This window comes from Halorussus gelatinilyticus (genome assembly GCF_023238445.1).
GTDB lineage: Archaea > Halobacteriota > Halobacteria > Halobacteriales > Haladaptataceae > Halorussus > Halorussus gelatinilyticus.
On the sequence record NZ_CP096658.1, the window covers coordinates 1,061,984 to 1,083,505 of the forward strand.

Sequence of the window (21,522 nt, forward strand, 5' to 3'; positions counted from 1 at the left end):
ACGCAGTGGCAGACTTGCGGAACTGTTTTACCCGTTCGTTGGCGAAATACGGATAATATGAGCGAACTCGAAGAGGAGTACCGCCTCGATTATTTCGAGGAAGAGGGCTTCGTCAGGAAGGAGTGTACCGAGTGCGGTGACTTCTTCTGGACGCGCGACCCCGACCGAGAGACCTGCGGCGAACCGCCCTGCGAGCAGTACCAGTTCATCGACGACCCCGGCTTCGACGAGGCCTACACCCTCGAAGAGATGCGCGAGGCGTTCCTCTCGTTCTTCGAGGGGAACGACCACGAGCGAATCGAACCCTACCCGGTCGCCGCGAACCGGTGGCGCGACGACGTGCTGCTCACGCAGGCGTCCATCTACGACTTCCAGCCGCTCGTGACGTCGGGCCAGACGCCGCCGCCCGCCAACCCCCTGACCATCAGCCAGCCCTGCATCCGGATGCAGGACATCGACAACGTGGGCAAGACGGGCCGCCACACGATGGCGTTCGAGATGATGGCCCACCACGCGTTCAACGCCCGCGAAGACATCGAGGACCCCGAGCAGTACGCCTATCAGGGCGAAGTCTACTGGAAAGACGAGACGGTCCAGTACTGTGACGAATTCTTCGAGTCGATGGGGGCCGACTTGGAGGAGATCACCTACATCGAGGACCCGTGGGTCGGGGGCGGCAACGCCGGACCCGCCATCGAAGTCATCTACAAGGGCGCGGAACTGGCGACGCTGGTCTTCATGTCGATGGAGCAGGACCCCGACGGCGAGTACGAGATGAAGGACGGCAACCGGTACTCGCCGATGGACACCTACATCGTGGACACGGGGTACGGTCTCGAACGCTGGACGTGGATGTCTCAGGGCACGCCGACGGTCTACGAGGCGGTCTACCCCGAGATGATAGGCTTCCTGAAGGACAACGCGGGCATCGACCACACCGACGAGGAAGAGGAACTCGTCCACCGCGCCTCGAAGCTCGCTGGCCACATGGACATCGACGAGGCCGAGGACATGGAGGCCGCCCGCGACAACATCGCCCGCGAGTTGGACGTGTCCAAATCGGACCTCGAAGCCCTGCTCGAACCCCTCGAAGACATCTACGCCATCGCGGACCACTGCCGGACGCTGGCGTACATGCTCGGCGACGGCATCGTCCCGAGCAACGTCGGCACGGGCTACCTCGCCCGGATGGTCCTCCGGCGCACGAAACGGCTCTGCGACAACGTGGGCGTGGACGCCCCGCTGGACGAACTCGTGGACATGCAGGCCGAGCGACTGGAGTACGAGAACCGCGACACGATTCGGGACATCGTCCGCACCGAGGTCGAGAAGTACCGCGAGACGCTCGAACAGGGCGGCCGCCGCGTCGAACGCCTCGCCAAGGAGTACGCCGAGAAAGGCCGGCCGATTCCGACCGACGAACTGGTCGAGTTGTACGACTCCCACGGCATCCAACCCGACATGGTCGAGGAAATCGCGGCGGAGTTCGGGACCGATGTGGACGTGCCCGACGACTTCTACAGCGTCGTCGCCTCGCGCCACGACTCCGGGCAGGCCTTCGAGGAGGAGGAGGACGAGGACGACCGTCTGGCCGACCTGCCGAAGACCGAGCGCCAGTTCTACGAGGACCAGTACGGCACCGACTTCGAGGCCGTGGTCCTCGACGTGTTCGAGCGCGAGGGCGAAGGCGAGGACGGCGACGCCGCCTACGACGTGGTGCTGGACCAGACGATGTTCTACCCCGAAGGTGGCGGCCAACCCGCCGACCGCGGGACCCTGACCACCGACGACGCCAGCGTGAAGGTCAGCGACGTGCAGGTACGGGACGGCGTCATCCTCCACCGGACCGACGACGAAGTCGGGAAGGGCGACATCGTCCGCGGGAAGATAGACCGCGAGCGCCGGCGTCGGCTGATGCGCCATCACACCGCGACCCACCTCGTCGTCCACGCGGCCCGCGAGGTGCTGGGCGAACACGTCCGACAGGCGGGCGCGCAGAAGGGCATCGACAGCTCTCGCATCGACATCCGCCACTACGAGCGCATCGACCGCGAGACCCGAGAAGAGATAGAGATGGTCGCCAACGAGCTCGTGATGGAGAACACGTCGGTCCAGCAGGAGTGGCCCAACCGCCACGAGGCCGAGGAGGAGTACGGCTTCGACCTTTATCAGGGCGGCATCCCCGCGGGCCAGAACATCCGGCTCGTCCACGTCTCCGAGGACGTGCAGGCCTGCGGTGGCACCCACGTCCGGCGCACGGGCGACGTGGGCACCATCAAGATTCTGAACACCGAGCGCGTGCAGGACGGCGTCGAGCGACTCACCTTCGCCGCGGGCGAGGCCGCCATCGAGGCGACCCAGCGCACCGAGACCGCCCTCGCGGAGGCCGCCGACGTGCTGGACGTGGCTCCCGAGGAGGTGCCCGAGACCGCCCAGCGGTTCTTCGACGAGTGGAAGGACCGCGGCAAGCAGATAGAGGACCTGAAAGAACAACTCGCGGAGGCCCGCGCCTCTGGCGGTGGCGGCGGCGAGGAGGTCGAGGTCGGCGACGTGACCGCGGTCGTCCAGCGTCTCGACGGCGACATGGACGAACTCCGGGCGACCGCGAACGCCCTCGTGGAGGACGGCAAAATCGCGGTCATCGGGAGCGGCGCGGACGGCGCGACGTTCGTGGTCGCGGTGCCCGACGGCGTCGGCGTCAACGCGGGCGAGGTCGTCGGCGAACTCGCCGGGAAGGTCGGCGGCGGCGGCGGCGGCCCGCCGGACTTCGCGCAGGGCGGCGGTCCGGACGCCGAGAAGTTGGACGAGGCGCTGGACGAGGCCCCGGACGTGCTGAAGCAGGTTCAGAACGCCTGATATACCCCGACAGCTCTTTTTGAGCGCGGACCGACTCGACGCGAGGTGACCGACTCGACGTCCTTCCGTCGCGTCACCGCGGCCGCCGCGCCCGACTGTGACTCGCCGCGCCCGACTCCGGGCCGACGAACTCGGTCCGGGCCGGTCTGCCACGCCCCACTCCGCCACCCGACGGGCTACCGGTCGAACAGCCACCGCTTCGCCCGTTCGAGGACCGACCGGCGGCGGGCGAGTCGCCGATTCAGCGCGTCGTTGACCCGGCGGAGTCGCGCGTTGTCGGCCTCCAGTCGTCGCAGTTCCTCACGAAGCCGTTCGTCGTCGGCGTCGAGTCGCTCGTCGGCCCGGCGGAGTTCGGCGTCGGAGCGAGGTCGCTCGGCGTCCGGGCGCGACAGTTCCGCCGTCCGCGTGCGCTCGCCGGCCGACCGGGACTCGTCGGTCGAAATCGAGTTGCCGGTCGGACCGCGTTCCGTCCGCGGGGCGCGGTCCGACGCGCGGCCGCGAGGCGCGTTCGGTCCGCGGTCGGTGCGGGACGCTCCGGCCCGCTCCGGCGCGTCGTACTCCGGGTCGAGGGCCGCCAGCGCGCGCTCGTCGCGGATGCGACCCGCGAGGACCGCGTTGACGACCGCGCCGACCAGCAGGACGAGACTGCCGAAGTAGAGCCAGATGAGCAGGAGGAACGCGCTCCCGAGCGCGCCGTACACCGCTTCGTAGCGCCCGGCGAGCGTGACGTAACCCTGAAACAGCGCCTCCAGCGTGGTCCACCCGACGGCGGCGACGGCGACGCCGGGCAGGACCTCGCTGGGCGTCACGTCAGCGTCGGGGAAGACGTAGTAGATGGGAAAGAACGCGACGCCGAGACCGAGCGTGAGGACGAGCGGGTCGAACACCGCGGGGTACGGTAGGTCGGGCACGCGCGAGGCCACCGCGCCCGCGACGAGGAAAGCGGCGACGGCGGTCCCGAGCGCGACGAACACGACGAGAGCGTTCTCCAGTTGCGCGAGCAGGGGCTTGTTCGGGTCGGTACCGTAAATCTGGGAGAACGCCACGTCGAGTCCCCGGAAAATCTTCGACATGCCCCACAGGAGCGTCACCGCGCCGACGACCGACACGCCGGCCTCGGCGGTGGCGACGTCGAACGATTCGGCCAGCAGGTCGCGGGCGTAGTCGGTCAGAAACGGCTCGGTGACGTCGGCGACCGACGCCGTGAACGCCTCGTTGCCGACCATCGTGAGAATCACGAGGGCGAACAGCAACAGCGGCAGCATCGAGACGAAGGCGTGGTAGGCGATGCTCCCGGCCATGAACGTGATGTTCTGGTCGTGTATCTCGCGCCACGACGCGCGGACGACCCGCTTGGTCGCCCCCCAGACCTCTCTCCCCCGACCACCCATGCGAAGCTATCACGCGGTCGTGCGGTAAAACGTCGTTGCCCGTTCCGAGTCGTCTCCCCCGTGGTCGAGGCGGGGCGTTCGACCCGCGCACCCGAACCTTCTTACCGAGCGTCGTCGTCGCCCTTCCGGGGGAGAAATCGATGACACAGCGACAGTCACGACGACGCCGACAGTTCCGACGAAGCGAACGGCGAGGGAACCAGCAGTCCGGGTCCGGCCAGCAGTCTCAGTCCGGTCAGCGTCCCACCCGGACGTACCGGAGCGCGGTCGGCCTGCCGGACGAGACCCGGCGGGCGATGGTCGGGTTGCTCAACCAGAGCCTCGCCGACACCACCGACCTGATGACCCAGTGCAAGTTCGCCCACTGGAACGTCAAGGGGATGAACTTCTACCAGTTGCACCTCCTGTTCGACGAGATCGCCGAGACGTTCGAGGACCACGCCGACATCATCGCCGAGCGAGCGACCGCGCTCGGCGGCGAAGCGACCGGCACCGTCCGGAGCGCGGCCTCGACCACTCGGATTCCCGAGATTCCGCCCGACGCGACCACCGGCCCGGAGTACGTCGCGGCGCTGGTCGAGCGCGTCGGCGTCCACGCCAACCACCTCCGGCGGGAAATCGAAATCGCGGTCGAACACGACGACGAGGACACCGCCGACATGTTCACCGAACTCTCCCGCGAGGTGGACAAGCAACTGTACTTCCTCGAAGCGCACCTGCAAGCGGTGACGCCCGAGGCGATTCCCGAGAGTCCGGGCGGGACGCTACAGGGCGACCAGTCGTCGCAGTACCGCGAGCAGTCGCAGGCGGACCAGCAGGTCGGCCAGCGGATTCCGATTACCGAGCAATCGCAGGCGGGGTCACAGAACTCGACCGGCCAGCAGAACTCGACTGACCCGAGTCAGACCGGCCAGCAGACAGAGGCGGGCCAGCAACCGCAGTCCGGCCAGCAACCGCAGTCCGGCCAACCGCCGCACCAGCGCCGGTACGGAACGGGCGGACGGTAACAGCGCCGCGGTTCCGCGGAGGGTCCGACGCCGACGGCCTCTTTCTTATCGGTCCGCCAACCCGAGTACGCGCTCCGCGGCCGCCTCGACCTCGGGAAGCGACTCCTCGGGCGCGTAGACGCCGAGTCGCCACTGCGCGCGGCCCGCCGCGCGCAGTCCCTCGACCAGCGGCGACTCGTCGGCGAGTCGCCGGACCTCGCCGTCCACGACCACGCGCGTCGAGGTCTCGGGCATGCTCGGTTCGCCGGGGGTATCGACCAGCACGGCCTCGGGCGCGACGCCGGCCACGGACGCGACGTCCCGCTCGAACGACCGGACCGCCTCGCGGTCGGCGGTCACGACCTCCGGGGGCACGGCGTCGAGTTTGGCCCAGACCGCCCGCTTGTAGAGGTCGCGGTGTTCGAGTCGCCGGGCCGCCTCGGCGGTCGCCTCGCAGTCGCGCAGCGCCGCGAGCAGTCGGTCGTCGGTCATCCGGGCGAACTCCTCGGCGGCGAGGTCGGTGGCGTCGAGCAGGCGCTCGCCCGCGCGTTCGAGCATCGCGCCCGCGATGCGCGAGACGTGGTGGCGGTAGACGGTGGCGTTCATCAGCGCCCGCGCCACGAGCGTCCCCTCGGCGGTCTGGACGTTACCCCCGGAGAGCACGAGGTCGTCGTCGCGGAACTGGAGCGCGGCCAGCAGGCGCGAGTGGTCGATGGTGCCGTAGGGGACGCCGGTGTGGTGGGCGTCCCGGACGAGGTAGTCCATCCGGTCCACGTCGAGTTCCCCGGCGACCAGTTGGCCGAGTCGACCCCTCCCTTCGACCAGCGCGGCGACCTCGGCGGGGTCGAGACCGTGGCGCTCCAGCACGTCGGCGAGTCGTCCCGACCCGAGCAGGTCGGCCACCTCGTCGTGGTGTCGCCCGAGTCGGCGTTCGATGATGCCCTCGGTCTGGTGGCCGTAGGGACCGTGGCCCACGTCGTGGAGGAGCGCGGCCGCCCGGACCGCCAGCGCGCGCTCGCCCTCGACGCCGAGGAGCGAGCAGGCTTTTCGAGCGAGGTGGTAGACGCCGAGACTGTGTTCGAATCGGGTGTGGTTCGCGGAGGGGTAGACGAGTCTGACCGTGCTGAGTTGCTTGATGTGGCGCAACCGCTGGAGTTCGGGCGTATCGAGCAGATCGGCCGCGAGGTCGCAGACGGGGACGTGGTCGTGGACGCTATCCTTGATGGCCTTCATGAGTTCGGGGTTGACAGAGCGGTGGCAAAAGTGGCCCGTCTCGGGGTCGCCCCCGCGGGCCAGTCCGCAAAGCGAAACCGAGAGATCGGACCGAGTTATTTTTCAGCTGACAGATAGTAGCCGAGACAACTTCGTGTCTTCGCGCGACTCCTCCAAGTCCGAACTCGCCGCTGGCCTCCTGCTGTGGGGGGCCGCCGCGGTCGCGCATCTCGTCTCCGCGACCGGCCTGTACCCGCTCCCCGACTGGCTCCTCACCGTCTCCCACGCGTGGATAGGTGTCGGCGCGTACCACGCGCTGAAGGCCGGGTCCACGCGATTTCGGCGCGTCTGGTTCGACCCGCGCGTCCGGAGCGTCCTCGCGCTCGTCGCGTTCGCGGCCGCCGGAGGTCTCTACGCGACCGGAGCGAAATCGACGGCGGCCTTCGCGGCCTTCGTCGGCGTTATCTTCGGTTCGGGGGCGGTCGTCGAGTCCCACGAGCGAGGGTCGCTCCGGGCGGATCCGTACTTCCGACTGGTCGTGGGACTGGCCGGACTCGGCTTCGTCGCGCTCGCGTGGATTCTCGGAACGACGTACCCGTACTTCGGCGTCGCGGTCATGGCGGCGACCAGCGCGGTCACCGGACTCGGATGCATCGCGTGGGCGGTCCGGACGACGAGGCGGCCGTGAGTCGGGAACGAACCACTGAAACGCCCCGGCCCCGAACCCCCGGCCATGCCTTACGCGGACAACGACGGCGTTTTTCTCCACTACGAAGTTGGCGGCGACGGCGCGGTCGAACCCGACGCGCCGGTCGTCCTGCTGTCCGACGCGGGCTACGGCCCGTGGCAGTGGGGCTGGCAGTTCTCGGCGCTCGCCGGTCCCTTCGAGGTCGTCGTCCCCGCCACGCGCGGGACCGGCGATTCGGACGCACCGGACCAGACCGCCTCCGACTCGGACACCTCCGATTCCGGCGCGTCCGAGTCCTACAGCGTCGAGACGCTCGCCGCGGACCTCGAAGCCGTCCTCGCCGACCACGGCGCGCGCAAAGCCCACCTCGTCGGCGCGGGACTGGGCGGGATGGTCGCGCTCCGGTACGCCCTCGACTTCTCGCGCGCCCGGTCGCTGAGTCTGCTCGGCACCTCGCCCGGCGGCCCGCGAGCGACCCCCGTCGCCGACGGCCTGCGCGAGCGACTGGCGGCGGACCCCGGCGACTCGGCCTCGCTCCGAACGTCGCTCGAACCCGTCGCCGGCGCGGAACTGCTGGAGACCGACGACCTCGTGGAGCGCATCGTGTCGTGGCGGCGCGACGAGGACGCCGCTCCCGCAGTCCAGCGCGCCCACTTCGACGCGATGGCCGAGTTCGACGCCAGCGACGGCCTCTACGAGATTACGATTCCGGCGCTGGTCTGTCACGGCGACGACGACCGCGTGGTTCCGGCCGAGGACGGCCGACTGCTGGCCGACGGTCTCCCGAAGGGCGAGTTCGCGGCGTTCCCCGGCGAGCATCTCTTCTACGTCGAGCGCTCGCGGGAGGTCAACGACGAACTGGTCGGGTTCCTGACCGACCGCACCGAGGAGTAATCGGACTTCGCAACAACGCCTACCTACGCCGACGCCGAACCCCTCGACATGACGCTCTCGCTCGAACGCCGGGCCGCGCTGTGGGGGGACCGAACTGCGGTGGTGGACGCGAGCGCCGACCGGCGGGTAAGCTACGCCGACCTCGAATCCGAGGCCGACGCGATGGCCCGACGCCTCGCGGCGCTCGGGGTCGGGCCGGGCGACCCGGTGGCGGTCGTCTCGCGCAATCGAATCGAGACGCTGGCGCTGTTGTTCGCGGTCCGGCGACTCGGCGGGATTTTCGCGCCGGTTTCACACAGGCTCACGCCCGCCACCGTCGAGGAACCGCTGGAGACCATCGACCCGGAAGTCGTCGTCCACGAGGCCGGACAGCGCGACCTCGTGCGCGAACTGCCCGACGAGCGGACTCACTCCTTCGAGGAGTTGGGCCGCCACGAGGGCGCGGACTACGAAAGCGTCGACCGCGACGCAGAGGACTCGCTGGTCTACCTGCACACGAAGGCCGAGGCCGACCGCCCCGCGGTCGGGGAGGACGAGGGGCGCTCGCGCCCCGGCGAGTCGCTGAACGAGGACCCGACGACGGCCCCGCGGGTGGTGGACTACCCGGCGCGAGCGGTCGAGTGGAACTGCGTCACCGCCGCGGCGGCGTGGGGACTGGGCCGGGGCGACTGCGCGCCCGCGCTGCTCCCGTTCTCGGACGCCGACGGACTCCTCGGACTCGTCCTTCCGCTGCTCTACGTCGGCGGTCGGGTCGCGCTCCTCCGGGCGTTCAGGCCCGAGGACGCGCTGGCCGCGGTCGCCGAGGAGGGCGCGACCGCGCTGTTCGCGGGGGCGACCGAGTACCGCGAACTCGTCGCCGCCGACGAGTTCGCGGCGACCGACTTCTCGGGCGTCGAGTGGATAGCCACGCGGTCCCGACTCCCGGCCGACGCCCGCGAGGAGTTGGCCCGGCACGCGCCCGTGGTCCGGACCTACGGCCGAGTCGAGACCGGCCCGAACGCGCTGTTCGTGCCGCCCGGCGAGTCCGGAAGCGCGGCCGACGCCCCGGACCGCGACGCCGACCGGGTGGGCCGACCGTTCCCCGACTGCGAGGTCCGGGTCGCCGCCGACGACGGAACGCCGGTGGAAGACGGCGAACTCGGGGAGATCCGGTGCCGAGGAGCCGTGACCCCGAAGGGTCGACTGACGGACGACGGGACGACGGAGACGTTCCCCGACTGGGTGCCGACCGGCGACCTCGGCTTCCGCGAGGGCGGCGACTACTACCTGCTCGGGCGAGCGAGCGAGGCGTTCGAGTCCGGCGAGTCGGCGGCGTCCGCCGAGTCGGCAGACTCGACCGACCCGGCCCGCGTCCATCCCCGCGAAGTCGAGCGCGCGCTGGAGTCCGAACCGGACGTGACCGCGGCGGGGGTCGTCCCGGACGACGAGGGCGTGCTGGCGGCGTTCGTCGGCGACGCGGACCCCGGCGAGTTGCGGGGTACGCTCGCCGACTCGCTCCCCGAGGGCGTGGCGATTCGGGAACTGAATCGCGTCGAGTCGCTCCCCAGACGGGCGACCGGCGAACTCGACCGGGCGGCGCTCCGGCGGCAACTGGACGACGAGGAGCGCATCGACGAGTAGTGAGGGCGGAGAGACGCCGGACGCTCAGGCCCCGTCGGTTCCGGATTCGGCGGGTGCGCCGGACGTATCGGACGCACTGGACCCGCCGGACGCACCGGACTCGTCGGCGAGTTTCAGCCCCGACACGAGGCGGTTGGTCACGACTCGCGCCACGATGCCGACCAGTTCCGCGTCGGTCCCGTCGGCGGTCAGGTCGGCGAACACGCCCAGCGGAATCTGGCCGCCGGCCATCTCGCGGTGGCCGCCCGCGCTCCCCACGTCCTCGAAGATGTCGCGGAGGACGTTGCCGACGTGGACCCGCGAGTCGGTCGAGCGCGCGCTGAGTTCTATCTCGTCGTCCACGATGCCGAAGACGATGGCGGTCTCGACGCCCTCCAGCGTGGCGAGGTAGTCGGCGGCCTGCGGGAGCGCGTCGCGCTCGTTCGTCCGGCCGACGTGCGAGATGAGGACCGACCCGCGGACCACCCGGTTGTCCACCGCGTCGGCGATGGCGTCCACCGTCGCGCCGCTGACCGCCGGGGTCGAGAGCCGCCGGAGCATGTCGGGGTCGGCGAACTCGTGGAGAATCCGGGCCGCGTCGTATTCGTCGCCGGTCACGCCCCGGAGGAACCCCAGCGTCTCCCGCCGGATGGCGAACAGCAGGCCGGTCGCCAGCGTCTGGTCGAAGGCCACGTCGAGTTCGTGGACGTACTCGGTCAGGATGGTCGCGGTCGCGCCCACCTCCTCGCGGTGGTCCGCGAACCGCGCGTCGATTCCCTCGGCGGGGTGGTGGTCGATGACGACGTCCACCGGTACGTCCTCGGGCACCTCGTTGTTGACGCCGGGCACGGAGTGGTCCACGAACGCGACCAGCGAGTCCGCCGCGCGCTCGCCGACCGACTCGGGGTCGAACTGCTGCAGGTCGAGTTCGAGCAGGTTGACGAACGCGCGGTTCTGCTGGTGGGAGATGTCGCCGCTGTAGAGGATGCGTCGCTCGTCGATTCCGGCGTGGGCCGCGATGCGACCCAGCGCGAGCGCGCTCGCCAGACAGTCGGGGTCGGGATTGTTGTGACAGACGATGGTCAACTCCTCGCCGTCGGCCAGCAGGTCGTGGAGTTCCGCGGACTTGCTCATTGCCCGCTCTTCGTGGCACAGCGCCAAGAGATTGTGGTCGGAGAGCGGTGGCGCTCGGCGACGCGGACCACGGTTTCGAGAACGAAGCGCCACCGACTCCCGTTACTTGTTTTACTGTTATCGGACGCTCTCGGACGACTCAGGACATGAAAACCAAAATTTCACTCCGAGTTCGTAGCCAAGAATCACTCGGAGTCACGAATACCGGCAGTACTCCCCACGGGGGAATCCCTTTTGCCCTCGAAACGAGTTGTATACAGCAATGAGTCGATTGCGAATCGCGTTCGTCAACGCCGCCCACGAGGGCGCGGACACCCGGCGGAACTTCCGGCGGGAGCTGGACGCCGACCTCGTGGAGTTCGACGCGACGGGCGGCGAGTTGCCCGCGACCACCGACTTCGACGGCGTGGTGGTCTCGGGGTCTCGGTCGTCCGTCTACTGGGACGAAGACTGGATCGAACCGACGAAGGAGTGGATCGGCGAGGCCATCGACGCCGGACTCCCCTGCCTCGGCGTCTGTTGGGGCCACCAACTGCTCGCGGACGTGCTGGGCGGCGAGGTCGCCGACATGGGCGAGTACGAAATCGGCTACCGGACGGTCGAGCACACCGGCGACTCGCGGCTGTTCGACGGCGTGGACGAGGCGTTCACCGTCTTCACTACCCACTCCGACGCCGTGACGGAACTCCCGCCGGGCGCGGAGGAAATCGCCGCGAACGACTACGGCAACCACGGCTTCCAAAGGGACCGCGTGTTCGGCGTGCAGTTCCACCCCGAGTACGACACCGAGACCGCCGAGTCGGTGACGAAGGGCAAGGATTTGGCGGACGACCGGATGGACGAGGTACTCGCGGGCATCACCGAGGAGAACTACCGAGCGGCCTGCGAAGCGAAACTCGTCTTCGAGAACTTCTGCGACTTCGCCCGCGAGGTCCGCGAGCGCGAGGCCGAGAGCGACGGCGGCACCGTCTCGGCGTAGCGAGCGAACACTTTATATTTCCAACCAGACATGCGGTAGCTGATGGCTCCCCCTCGCCGGTTCGACACGCTGTTGGAGTACAAGGCCTTCGAGGCGAAACTCTCGGTCGTCCTCTTCGTGGTGTTCGGCGTCGGGACGGTACTGGCGGAGTCGCTGGGGTATCTCTCGTCGAACGACGTCGAGTTCGCCGTCTACCTCGCCGCGCTGTGTTTCGGCGCAATCGTCCTACTGCTCTGGTGGGCCGGAAAGTACGACTGACGGTTACTCCACCCCGACGCAGGTGACCGACCGTCACACCACGTTCGCGTCCACGACGACGTGCCAGACGCCCTCGCTGTGGCTCTTGACTTTCCGGCGGTCGAGTATCTCGACCTCCCGGCCAGCGTCCGCGGCCGCGTCGCGCAGGCGCGAAACCGGCCGGTCCCAGAGCAACTCCTCGGGGGTCGCCTCGTGCATGTGGACGACCCCGCCGGGTTTCAGCGCCGCGAGCGCCGAATCGAGGTACTCGTGAGCGTCGTAGTACCCCATCACCACGCGGTCGGCTTCGGGGTCCACTTCCACGTCGCGGCAGTCCGCGCGGAAGGCCGAGACGCGTTCGGACACGTCGTTGAGCATCGCGTTCTCTATCAGGAAGCGGAACGCGGCGGGGTTGCGCTCGACGGCGGTCACGTCGGCCCCGGCGCGGGCCATCGGCAGGGTGAAGTAGCCGACGCCGGCGAACATGTCGAAGACGCGCTCGCCGGGTTCGACCGCCTCGCCCATCCGGGCGCGTTCGGCCTTGTTGCCCGGCGAGAACATGACCTCCGCCAAATCGAGCGCGTACCGGGTGCCGTGTTCGGTGTGGACCGTCTCGGTGTCGCCCGCGCCCGCCACGACCGAGACCGAGGGTTCGCGGTGGTCGCCCGAGACGCCCTCGTGGGCCAGCACCGTGTCGGCCTCGCCGTGGAGGTCGAGCAGGGCCTCGCCCAACTCCTCGCGGTCGATTTCGCCCGCTTCCCCCTCGCCGGTAGGTCCGTCCGCGCCGCCGTCGTCCTCGTCGCCGAAGGTGACGAGGACGACGCTCCCGACGACCGCCCACGAACTCGGCGCGCGCGCTATCTCCTCGTCGGTCCACCCCATCTCGCGGAGGTGCGATTCGAGGTCCGGGAGGCGGCGCTCGGGGGCGACCTGCTCCACCACGTCCAGCACGGCGGTCTCGCTCGGCGGGTCGGTGACGGGGAGTTCGACCAACTCGTCGTCGCGCTCCCTGACCTTCCGGGTCGCGTCGTAGACGCCTTCGTCTTCGAGGGCCGCGATGGTCGTCTCGGTGTCGGGCTTGCGGACGACCGCCGCCAGCGCTAGTTCGTCGTTGCCCGGCATGTCACTCGTCCGGTACGACGTGGAGGCCCGCGCGACTCTTCAGCACCGGCACCGCCTCGGCGTCGGGGTCCATGTAGTCGGGCCGCGCGACGGTCTTCGTCCGGTAGGTCTCGGGGTCCAGCACCTGCACCGCGCGCTCGTCTTCGACCGCGACGAGCGTCGTCTCCTCGGCGTCGTCGAGGCGGCCGAGTCGCCGGGCCTCGGGCGCGTCGCCGACCTCGTATCCGGCCTCGTAGTCCTCGCCGGTGGTGAGTCGAGTCCCCTTCAGGTTGCCGCGGACGCTCCGGACGAGGACCGGGCCGCCGTCGTCGTCCTGCAGGTCGATTATCTCGCCGGGCGAGTACGGCGGCAGGTGGACGGCGTAGGTCACGCGGTAGACCTCCTCGCCGTCCTCGTCCTCGGTGACGAGCGTCTCGGAGTCCGAGTAGTCGCCGCCGAACTCCTCGACCATCTTGGCCGCGATCTTCTTGCCGATGTTGGTGGTCGAGACCTTGATGTTCACGCCGTCGTCGGTCTCGCTGACCTCGGTGACGAAGGCGTTGCGGTCGCCGGTCTCCTCCATCTCCTCGACGATGTCGTGGGCGATCTCCTCGGCGCGCTCGACCTCCTCGGTCGTCGGGTCGCGCTCGCGCGCCCGGACTTGGACCGTGCTGGCGTAGTAGTCGCCCGCGATGCGACCGCACCGCGTACAGGTCTGCCGGGAGATTTTGACCGGGACGACGACCGTCTCCTCCACGAAGGTCTCGCGCACGATGCCCGAGAAGTGACAGTGCATCCGGATGGTGTTCTGGTCCACCTGCTCGGGGTCCACCTGCCACGACACGTCGTAGGCGTCGAGGTGGACGCCGAGCGCGTCGCTGACCTCCTCGATGGCGACGTCGGTGTAGTCGCGGGCGTCGATGTCCACCCAGCGGTTGCCGCGGTGGACCGCCCCGCACCGCGCACAGACCAGCACCTCGATGCGGTCGGGCGCGTCCACGAGGTCGAATCGGTCGAAGTAGCACGAATCGCAGAGCTTCTGCTCCTTGCCGCGCTTGCCGGCGGTGTCGGGGAGCGGCGTCCGCTCGGCGGGGTCCACTTCCATGGGGTCCCCGCAGTTCGGACAGAACTCGCGGGCGTCGGTAGTCATGGGGTTGGGTAGGGGTTTGGCGGGTTTAAGTCTGAAGAACCGCGTGGAATCTCGGAGTCCGGAGCCGACTCACCGCGTCACGACGAGAATTCCCGTCCCGAGAAGCAACAGACTCGCGCCGACCCAGTGGGGATTGAACGCCTGCGTGCCGTGAACCGCGTCGTGAATCCCCAGCACGTAGTGGTCCACCGTGCCGTCGAAGACGTTGAACAGTCCGGCACCGACGAGAAGGCTTCCGAACGCCCGGACGGCCGAGTATGATTCCGAAGTCCCGTTCAGCGCCCGCCAGACCGTCCCCATCCCCGCCGCCATCACGCCGACCATCGCGAGCGAGAACAGGCCGTCCCAGTAGACGTTCGTCCGCAGGCCGGCGAGCGTCGAGGGCGTGAAGAAGTCCGAGAGCAGGTGGTGCCACTGGAGGATCAGGTGGAAGACCAGCACGTCGAGGAGCGCGCCGAGTCCGAAACCGAAGACCCCCGCACCGAACAGAACGGTCCGCTCGCCGTCAGTTCGAGCCATGAGCGCGTTTCGAGCGAGAGAGCGAAAGTCCCGGCGGCCGAATCCTACTCCCGAACCAGTTCCGGCCCCGCGACGTCCTCGTCGGCGGCGTCGCGCCACGAGTGGTCGGGGTCCCAGTCCAGCACCTCCTCGGCCTTCTCGACCGACAGCGCCGACTCGTCGCCCGAGACGTTGCAGTCGTCGGGCGACTCGCCGAAGAACGATTCGAGAGCCTCCTCGATGGGACGCTCCAGATAGTTGTCCGCGGCCGCGGCGTGGAACGCCTCGTGGCCCGAGAAGTCGGCGTCGAGCGCGGCGGCGACGATGCTCGCTACGTCGCGGGCGTCCACGTACGACCAGAAGTTGCCCGCCCCGTTTGCGAGGTCGTCGCGGCTCTCGACGCACTCGTACTCGCCGGGGTACTGAATCCACGAGGGGCGAATCGAGGCGACCGGCACGTCGAACCGACGGGACACCATCTTGGCGACCTCCTCGCCGACGACCTTCGAGGTGCCGTAGGGGTCCTCGGGCCGGAGGGCGTCGGCCTCCCGAATCGGCAGGCGGTCTGGGAGGCGCTTCTCCGCGGCGAAGGCGTAGCCGTAGGCGCTCTCGCTGGAGGCCCACGCGACCCGCACTCCGGCCCGGCCCGCGCCGACGAGGACGTTGTACGCCGCCAGCACGTTCGTCTCGAAGACCCGGCCGCCCGCGTGGCGCGTCGGCGAGGGCAGGGCGGCCCAGTGGACCACGGCGTCGGGGTCGAGGTCCGCGAGGAGGTCGAGGGATTCGCCCCGATTCGTGAGGTCGGCGGCTCTGAAATCGAGGTTCTCGCGCGCGTCGATTTCCCATCCGGGATGAGTCCGGTCCACGCAGACGACCCGCCAGTCCTCGGCGAGGTGGTCGGCTATCCAGCGCCCGGAGCGACCGAGGCCGCCGGTGACGACGACAGTTCGGTTCTCTGGCATGGGTCGAGGTACGGGCAAGTGTGGGTAAACGATTGGGGCGAACGTCGGAAGACGACGAGGCCGGAAGCGGGAGACACGACAGCGAGAACCCTCGGACACTCACCGGTACGTTTCGACCTCGACGCCGTCGATGGTCTGAAAGTGCGAATCGCCGGTCAGGACGGGTTCGTCTCGTTCGAGTGCCGTCGCCGCAATCGCGGCGTCACCCTTGCCGATTCCGGGTCCGTCGCCGTCGCCCGAATTTGTTCGTTCGCCGAGGAGTCTGCCGGCACGGCGTGAGATGCTCGGCGTCATCTCCACGAGCGGATACGTGTCGAGGACCGCTTCGACCTGTCGGCGTTCTCGCTTGGAGTTCGCGACTTTCCCAACGCCGATGTAGAGTTCCACGAGCGTCATCGCGGGGATGACGAGAGGGACGCCCGTAGCTTCCAACTCTCGTTCCTTTTCGATAGCCGCATCGAGACCGTCGATTACGTCGAGAACGAAGCTGGTGTCGACTATCATTCGAAGCGGTCGGCGACCTCACTGACCTCGGTCACGTCGTTTTGGTCTGCCGCCTCGATTGCGTCTCGCATCTCGTCGACCTGCTCGTCGTCGAAAACGTCGCCGAGGTCGCGTAGCGAGCGATTCTCGATGAGTCGCTCGATAGCGTCGCTGAACGACTCTCCCTCCCGTTTGTTCGCCTTGATACGCTCGTAGAGGTCGTCGCTAAGTCGGACCTGATGCGACATCGTTGTCAACAACGTTGACACCGAAACCGAATCAGTGTTTGGGTCGTCGGAGCGTCGCCGAGTCGGACGCTCGATGGTTCGAAATATGCGAACAGCGAGCCGAAACGCTATCCCTCGGGTCGCCGACTGTCTCCGACGGCGTCGGGCGGTTCCCCGCCGGTTTCGGAGTCAGGTCGTTCGCGGTCTTCGGACACGTCGTCACTTTCTCGTAGGAATCCGAGCACACCCCAGATTCGCTTCCGGCCGAAGAAAGCGACGAGGAGGGCGAGGAACGCGATGATGACCTCGATGTTCTGGATAACCCACTGGGCTATTAGTTCCGCGTGACATTCGACAGGACAGCGAACGTCGAACGTGAACTCGTCGGTCGCCAAACTCCGCAAATTCGGCGACATTCGAGTGATCCCGACGGTCGAACGCTCCCTCGGTAGCTTCTGTTCGGGAGAGATAGTCACGGGAACGTACTCCGTTGCGTCGGACTTGGCAGCCGGAATGAACGCGATAACGTCGTAGTTCGGAAAGAACATCGGTGCGTCCACGACTTCTACGGCCGGGTTGTGGAACTCGAACGACGTCGGCGTCTCGGAACGCACCTCGAATCCGAGCAGAATCCGGTCTCGCGGGTCGGCAACGACGCGAACGGTGAAGGTCATCGGCTGATTCCTCAGGACGCGACTCGACTCCGGTACGACCTCTATCGTTTCCGACGCTGACCGTGCGATAGGTGCCGTAATCTGCTCCGACTCGTCCACCGTGTCCCGAGACCGGTCTGCTGGTACGAACGCAATCGAGCTACCGACCAGTACGAAAAATAGGCAAACCGCGACGAAGGCCTTTGCGTTTGTCATACGTCTCCGCCGAGAGCAGGTTCCCGACTAGCGCTAGCGTTCGACGTGACAGAGTATCAACGCTCTGTAAGCAGCGAGACAGAATTTCCGACGAACCGACTACCCGAACACCTCGCCAATCGCGTCGTCCAGCACGCCCACCGCCTCCCGAACGTCGGACTCGTCGGCGCAGAGCGGCGGCGCGACGATGAGTTGGAACCCCGGTCTGCCGCCCCCGACCAGCACGCCCGCGTCCATCGCGGCCTCCTTCACCGCGGCGACCGGGTTGTCGTCGGTCTCGTTCCCTTCTCCCGCCCACGGGTCCACGTAGGGGTCGCCGGTCTCGGGTTCGGCGAACTCGACCGCCCAGAGGAACCCCCGGCCGCGCACCTCACTGACCGCCTCGTGGGCGTTGAGCGCGCGGAGTTCCGATTCGAGCGTCGGGGCGACCGACTCGACGTTGTCGAGGAGTCGGTCCTCGTAGACGTCCATCGCGGCGACCCCGGCGGCGCAGGCGACCGGGTGGCCGCCGAACGTCTGGCCCACGTCGATGCCCTCCTCGCGGAGCGACGCCCCGAGCGAGTCGCGGACGAGGACGCCCGCCAGCGGAGCGTACGCGCTGGTGACTCCCTTTGCAAACGTTATCATATCGGGCTGGACGCCCTCGGCCTCGATGCCGAACCAGTCGCCACAACGTCCGAAACCGGTGATGACTTCGTCGGAAATCAGGAGGACGTCGTACTCGTCGCAGAGGTCCCGGACGCGCTCGAAGTAGCCCGGCGGTGCGGGAAACGCCCCGCTGGTGCCGCCGACCGGTTCCATCAGGAGGGCGGCCACGGAGTCCGGGCCCTCGTTCCGAATTACGAATTCGAGGTGGTCGGCGGCCTTCTCGGTCAGCTCCTCGGGGCTCTCGGCGTCGAACGCCGCCGGAATCGGCGGGAGGAACTTGCCCGACCCGGAGGTCGCGGCGTAGCGTTCGACCGTGGCGCGGGTCTCTGGGTCGCCCGTGAGCGCCGCCGCGCCGTAGGTCGCGCCGTGGTACGACCGCCAGCGCGTCAGGACCTTCGGGGCGTCCTGCTCGGCGCGGGCGAACTGGACCGCCGCCTCGTTGGCCTCGCTTCCGGAGACGGCGAAGTACACGCCCGAGAGGTCGCCGGGCGCGACGTCGGCGAGTCGCGCCGCGAGTTCGGTTCTGGCGTCGTTGTGCTTCGACGAGGAGACGTAGGGAATCCGTCGGGCCTGTTCGGTCATCGCCTCGACGATGGTCTCCTCGCTGTGGCCGGCGTTGACGCAGTACAGTTGCGAGGCGAAGTCGAGGAACTGGGTTCCCTCGTCGTCGGAGACGCGCACGCCCTCGCCGCGGGTGATGGTCGGCACGTCGTCGCCGTCGGACCAGTGGGGGAGACTGCCGCTCGCGGGCGTCTCTCCGGCCGGCGTCGCGGGTCGCTCGCTTCCGGTCATACCACCGTGTCATCGGCCCCCGTGATAAGCGTTCCCGAACGAACAGGTCTCGTCGGATAGCTGTCAGGGCGGGAGGACCGACGATACGGCGGCGGCGGCCTCGGGCATCAAATCCGACGAGAGGACCAGATACGCGAGTCCGAACAGCAGGGCGTCGTAGAAGCCGTGGACCAGCATCGGAACGACCAGATTGTCGGTCCAGACGTAGAGGTAGCCGAGCAGAATCGAGAGACCGAACAGGATGGCGAGCGTCACCGAGACGGCGACCGGGTCCGGTGTCGCTATCCACGTCGTCGGCAGGTGGACCAGCGCGAACAGGACGCTGGTGAGGACGACCGCGGGGCCGCGCGAGAAGGCACCGTCGAGGTACGACTGGACGACGCCGCGGAAGAGGAACTCCTCGGCCGGGCCGATAACGACGACGGAGAGCGGGACCAGCAGGAGGAGCGTGGCGAGGACGCCCTCTCGAGCGAGTCGCGTGACCGAGTTGCCAGCGAGCGGAAGCCCGAGGGCCTGCACCCCGAGAATGGCGACGAGTCGGTACGCGAACAGCGCGACGGTTCCCGCGACGACGAATCCGAGCGCCCGGAGGCCGGGCGTCCGAATCCGGAAGAAGTCGAGTCCGTTGCCGGTCGCCCGGAGGAAGACGAGTCCGGCCGCGACGAACCCGAGTTCCGAGAGAACGAGCGCGACCGCGAACTCCGCGACTGTTCCCAGCGGGACGACGCTGACGGGAATCGACAGCAGGACGCCGAAGACGGCTCCGAGCGCCGTCAGCCCGGTGGCGACCCCGACTCGCCGGGCGGAATCGACCGATGGGTGAGACATCACGGATACTGACAACGGCCAGTGACAAGTACGTTTCCGGGGTCGAACCGCCAGCCAGTGTCGGCGTCGTCGCCGGGCGGAACGCCGACGAACGTTTAAACGGTGTGAAACCCTACTGGCGGATATGAAGTGGAAAGCAGACTGGGGACTTCGCGGGCGGATGGCCCTGACGATGTTCCTGCTGTTCGCGCTGTACGCCGTCTTCATTGGCATCTTGAGCACGCGGTTTACCAGCATGTTCGTTCCCGTGCTCCTGCTCGGAAGCTTCTCGCTCGTCCAGTTCTTCTTCAGCGACAAACTGACGCTGTGGAGCATGGGCGCGAAGGAGGTGACGGAAGACGAGTATCCCGACCTCCACCGGACGCTCGGCCGCCTCTCCCAGCAGGCCGACCTGCCGAAGCCGAAGGTCGCGGTCGTCGATAGCAAGGTTCCCAACGCGTTCGCCACGGGGCGCTCCCAGAAGAACGCCGCCGTCGCGGTCACGACCGGCCTGATGAACACGCTGGACGACGACGAGTTGGAGGGCGTGCTGGCCCACGAACTCGCCCACGTCAAGAACCGCGACATGATGGTGATGACCGTCGCGTCGTTCCTCTCGACCATCGCGTTCCTCGTGGTCCGGTGGGGCTGGTGGTTCGGCGGTGGCGGTGACAACCGGAATCAGGCCCCCGTGTGGGTCGCCATCGTCGCCTCGCTGGTGGTCTGGATAGTGAGTTTCCTCCTCATCCGGGCGCTCTCGCGCTACCGCGAGTTCTCGGCCGACCGGGGCGGCGCGACCATCACGGGCAAGCCGGCGGCGCTGGCCTCGGCGCTGATGACCATCGACGGCAACATGAGCAAGGTCCCGAAGGAGGACATCCGCGAGCAGTCCGAGATGAACGCCTTCTTCATCATCCCCATCAAGGGCGACTTCATCGGCAAGGTGTTCAGCACCCACCCCAGCACCGAGAAGCGCGTCGAGCGGTTGCGGGAACTCGAACGCCAGATGTAGGCGGTCGAGACCAGAATATTTTTGTCCGGTATCTAATCTATTCGCCGTATGGACAGACGGCGGTTCGTCGCTGGCGTCGGGGGCGCGCTCCCGTGGGTCGCCGGGTGTACCGCTTCCCGGTCGGAATCCGGGCCTCGGCCCCAGTCGGGAACCGTCGAGAGCGGACGCCGATACGCGCTGGAGGCGCACCCCATCGGCGCGGACGGGATTCGCGTCGCGTTCGCCACGCAGGCCGGGGAACTACCGGACGGAGCGCTAGACCTCTTCTTGGCCACGCTCGACGGGAGCGACGACCCCCGTACCTACGGCCACAGGGAGTTCGAGTACGCCGGTTTCGTCGAGTACGGCGGGCGGTTCTACCGCGTCACCGTCGATGAGACCGGCCAGAAGACGCGGGAGCGACCGGTGCTGCTCGCCGAACCCGTCGAGAGCGAGGCGGCCCGGCAAAAAGCGGTTCACTGGTCTACGTACTCGGGCGACGACGACGCCGCGCTACGACGCGCCGCGTCGCAGGCCGACTCCGAGGACGGGAACGCAAACGGAAACGGGAGTGAGTGCGACTGCTACGTCCTCCGGCACCGCGACCCCGACGAGAGCGACCTGTTGCCCCAACCGAAACACGAGTACGTCAGATACGACGGGAGCGTCCTGCGCCTCTCGGTGGAGCGCCGCGAACTCACCGAGACGGAGTACACCTACGAGACGACCAGAGTGGCCGACTCCACGACCGCGTTTCGGGAGTTCGTCCGCGAAGAGGTCGTAGACGTGTGGCTCGACGACTCGAACCTCTCGGAGCGCCAGCGCACCGTCTTCGAGGCGGCCAGAGCCGGCGAGTACGCCGAGTCGGGCGACCTCTCGGCCGCGTATCGGGGACTCCTCGAACGCATCTTCGGCGACCTCCCGGCGGATACGACGGGCGAACGAGTCGGGTACGACGGTCGCACTCACGAGGTCCACGTACACGTCGGCGAGTCGTAATCGGAGCGGCGCGCGGAAC

At 68.2% G+C, this 21,522-nt stretch carries 21 protein-coding genes; 9 read left to right on the forward strand and 12 right to left on the reverse strand.

The genetic code is table 11. The features are described from left to right. Positions 1-57 precede the first annotated feature (57 nt). Positions 58-2,856: an alanine--tRNA ligase gene (gene alaS / locus M0R88_RS05560; RefSeq protein ID WP_248655967.1), complete on the forward strand. Its 2,799-nt coding sequence runs from the start codon at positions 58-60 to the stop codon at positions 2,854-2,856. 176 nt (positions 2,857-3,032) lie between these two features. Here alaS and M0R88_RS05565 read toward each other — a convergent pair whose 3' ends face one another. Beyond that, the gene (locus tag M0R88_RS05565; RefSeq protein WP_248655968.1) at positions 3,033-4,247 is read right to left on the reverse strand and encodes a YihY/virulence factor BrkB family protein; all 1,215 of its coding nucleotides are present in this window, start codon (positions 4,245-4,247) and stop codon (positions 3,033-3,035) included. 140 nt (positions 4,248-4,387) lie between these two features. Here M0R88_RS05565 and dps point away from each other — a divergent pair, with 140 nt between their 5' ends. Beyond that, the gene (dps, locus tag M0R88_RS05570) at positions 4,388-5,254 is read left to right on the forward strand and encodes a DNA starvation/stationary phase protection protein Dps (protein ID WP_248655969.1); all 867 of its coding nucleotides are present in this window, start codon (positions 4,388-4,390) and stop codon (positions 5,252-5,254) included. Positions 5,255-5,299: 45 nt separating this feature from the next. Here dps and M0R88_RS05575 read toward each other — a convergent pair whose 3' ends face one another. Next, positions 5,300-6,466: an HD domain-containing protein gene (locus M0R88_RS05575; RefSeq protein ID WP_248655970.1), complete on the reverse strand. Its 1,167-nt coding sequence runs from the start codon at positions 6,464-6,466 to the stop codon at positions 5,300-5,302. Between the two features lie 133 nt (positions 6,467-6,599). Here M0R88_RS05575 and M0R88_RS05580 point away from each other — a divergent pair, with 133 nt between their 5' ends. From M0R88_RS05580 to M0R88_RS05590, 3 genes are read left to right on the forward strand one after another with little or no spacing between them, the layout of a single operon-like run. Next, positions 6,600-7,133 carry a hypothetical protein gene (locus M0R88_RS05580; RefSeq protein ID WP_248655971.1) on the forward strand — a complete coding sequence of 178 codons (534 nt, stop codon included), beginning with the start codon at positions 6,600-6,602 and terminating at the stop codon, positions 7,131-7,133. Positions 7,134-7,178: 45 nt separating this feature from the next. Then, the gene (locus M0R88_RS05585) at positions 7,179-8,027 is read left to right on the forward strand and encodes an alpha/beta fold hydrolase (RefSeq protein ID WP_248655972.1); all 849 of its coding nucleotides are present in this window, start codon (positions 7,179-7,181) and stop codon (positions 8,025-8,027) included. 48 nt (positions 8,028-8,075) lie between these two features. Next, a complete protein-coding gene (locus M0R88_RS05590; RefSeq protein ID WP_248655973.1) occupies positions 8,076-9,647 on the forward strand; it encodes a class I adenylate-forming enzyme family protein in 1,572 nt (523 codons plus the stop codon). A gap of 24 nt (positions 9,648-9,671) precedes the next feature. Here the strand turns inward: M0R88_RS05590 and M0R88_RS05595 are convergent, their stop codons facing one another. Further along, complete coding sequence (locus M0R88_RS05595; protein WP_248655974.1) at positions 9,672-10,760, reverse strand: DHH family phosphoesterase; 1,089 nt, start codon at positions 10,758-10,760, stop codon at positions 9,672-9,674. A gap of 262 nt (positions 10,761-11,022) precedes the next feature. Here M0R88_RS05595 and M0R88_RS05600 point away from each other — a divergent pair, with 262 nt between their 5' ends. Together M0R88_RS05600 and M0R88_RS05605 are read left to right on the forward strand one after the other, a co-directional pair. After that, positions 11,023-11,739, forward strand: coding sequence for a type 1 glutamine amidotransferase (locus tag M0R88_RS05600; RefSeq protein ID WP_248655975.1), 717 nt, complete (start codon positions 11,023-11,025; stop codon positions 11,737-11,739). Between the two features lie 42 nt (positions 11,740-11,781). Further along, entirely contained in the window at positions 11,782-11,997 is a 216-nt protein-coding gene (locus tag M0R88_RS05605; protein ID WP_248655976.1) for a hypothetical protein, read from the forward strand. Between the two features lie 33 nt (positions 11,998-12,030). Here M0R88_RS05605 and M0R88_RS05610 read toward each other — a convergent pair whose 3' ends face one another. From M0R88_RS05610 to M0R88_RS05650, 9 genes are all read right to left on the reverse strand, one after another. Continuing rightward, positions 12,031-13,098 (reverse strand): class I SAM-dependent methyltransferase, encoded by a 1,068-nt coding sequence (locus M0R88_RS05610; RefSeq protein ID WP_248655977.1) that lies wholly within the window; start codon positions 13,096-13,098, stop codon positions 12,031-12,033. A gap of 1 nt (position 13,099) precedes the next feature. After that, positions 13,100-14,227, reverse strand: a complete 1,128-nt coding sequence (locus tag M0R88_RS05615) for a 60S ribosomal export protein NMD3 (protein ID WP_248655978.1) — start codon at positions 14,225-14,227, stop codon at positions 13,100-13,102. A gap of 69 nt (positions 14,228-14,296) precedes the next feature. Further along, positions 14,297-14,746, reverse strand: a complete 450-nt coding sequence (locus M0R88_RS05620; RefSeq protein WP_248655979.1) for a DUF2243 domain-containing protein — start codon at positions 14,744-14,746, stop codon at positions 14,297-14,299. Positions 14,747-14,790: 44 nt separating this feature from the next. Continuing rightward, positions 14,791-15,687 carry an NAD-dependent epimerase/dehydratase family protein gene (locus tag M0R88_RS05625; RefSeq protein WP_248655980.1) on the reverse strand — a complete coding sequence of 299 codons (897 nt, stop codon included), beginning with the start codon at positions 15,685-15,687 and terminating at the stop codon, positions 14,791-14,793. Between the two features lie 99 nt (positions 15,688-15,786). Further along, positions 15,787-16,191 (reverse strand): PIN domain-containing protein, encoded by a 405-nt coding sequence (locus M0R88_RS05630; RefSeq protein WP_248655981.1) that lies wholly within the window; start codon positions 16,189-16,191, stop codon positions 15,787-15,789. Continuing rightward, positions 16,188-16,418 (reverse strand): antitoxin VapB family protein, encoded by a 231-nt coding sequence (locus M0R88_RS05635; protein ID WP_248655982.1) that lies wholly within the window; start codon positions 16,416-16,418, stop codon positions 16,188-16,190. Before M0R88_RS05635 ends, M0R88_RS05630 begins: the two co-directional genes overlap by 4 nt. Positions 16,419-16,525: 107 nt before the next feature. Beyond that, positions 16,526-17,071 carry a hypothetical protein gene (locus M0R88_RS05640; protein WP_248655983.1) on the reverse strand — a complete coding sequence of 182 codons (546 nt, stop codon included), beginning with the start codon at positions 17,069-17,071 and terminating at the stop codon, positions 16,526-16,528. A 294-nt stretch (positions 17,072-17,365) separates the two neighbouring features. After that, the gene (locus M0R88_RS05645) at positions 17,366-18,706 is read right to left on the reverse strand and encodes an aminotransferase family protein (RefSeq protein ID WP_248655984.1); all 1,341 of its coding nucleotides are present in this window, start codon (positions 18,704-18,706) and stop codon (positions 17,366-17,368) included. 63 nt (positions 18,707-18,769) lie between these two features. Next, a complete protein-coding gene (locus tag M0R88_RS05650) occupies positions 18,770-19,534 on the reverse strand; it encodes a CPBP family intramembrane glutamic endopeptidase (protein ID WP_248655985.1) in 765 nt (254 codons plus the stop codon). Between the two features lie 124 nt (positions 19,535-19,658). Between M0R88_RS05650 and htpX the strand changes: the two genes are divergently transcribed. Both htpX and M0R88_RS05660 read left to right on the forward strand, forming a co-directional pair. Continuing rightward, entirely contained in the window at positions 19,659-20,525 is an 867-nt protein-coding gene (gene htpX / locus M0R88_RS05655; protein WP_248655986.1) for a zinc metalloprotease HtpX, read from the forward strand. 48 nt (positions 20,526-20,573) lie between these two features. Beyond that, positions 20,574-21,503 carry a hypothetical protein gene (locus M0R88_RS05660; RefSeq protein ID WP_248655987.1) on the forward strand — a complete coding sequence of 310 codons (930 nt, stop codon included), beginning with the start codon at positions 20,574-20,576 and terminating at the stop codon, positions 21,501-21,503. Positions 21,504-21,522 lie beyond the last annotated feature (19 nt).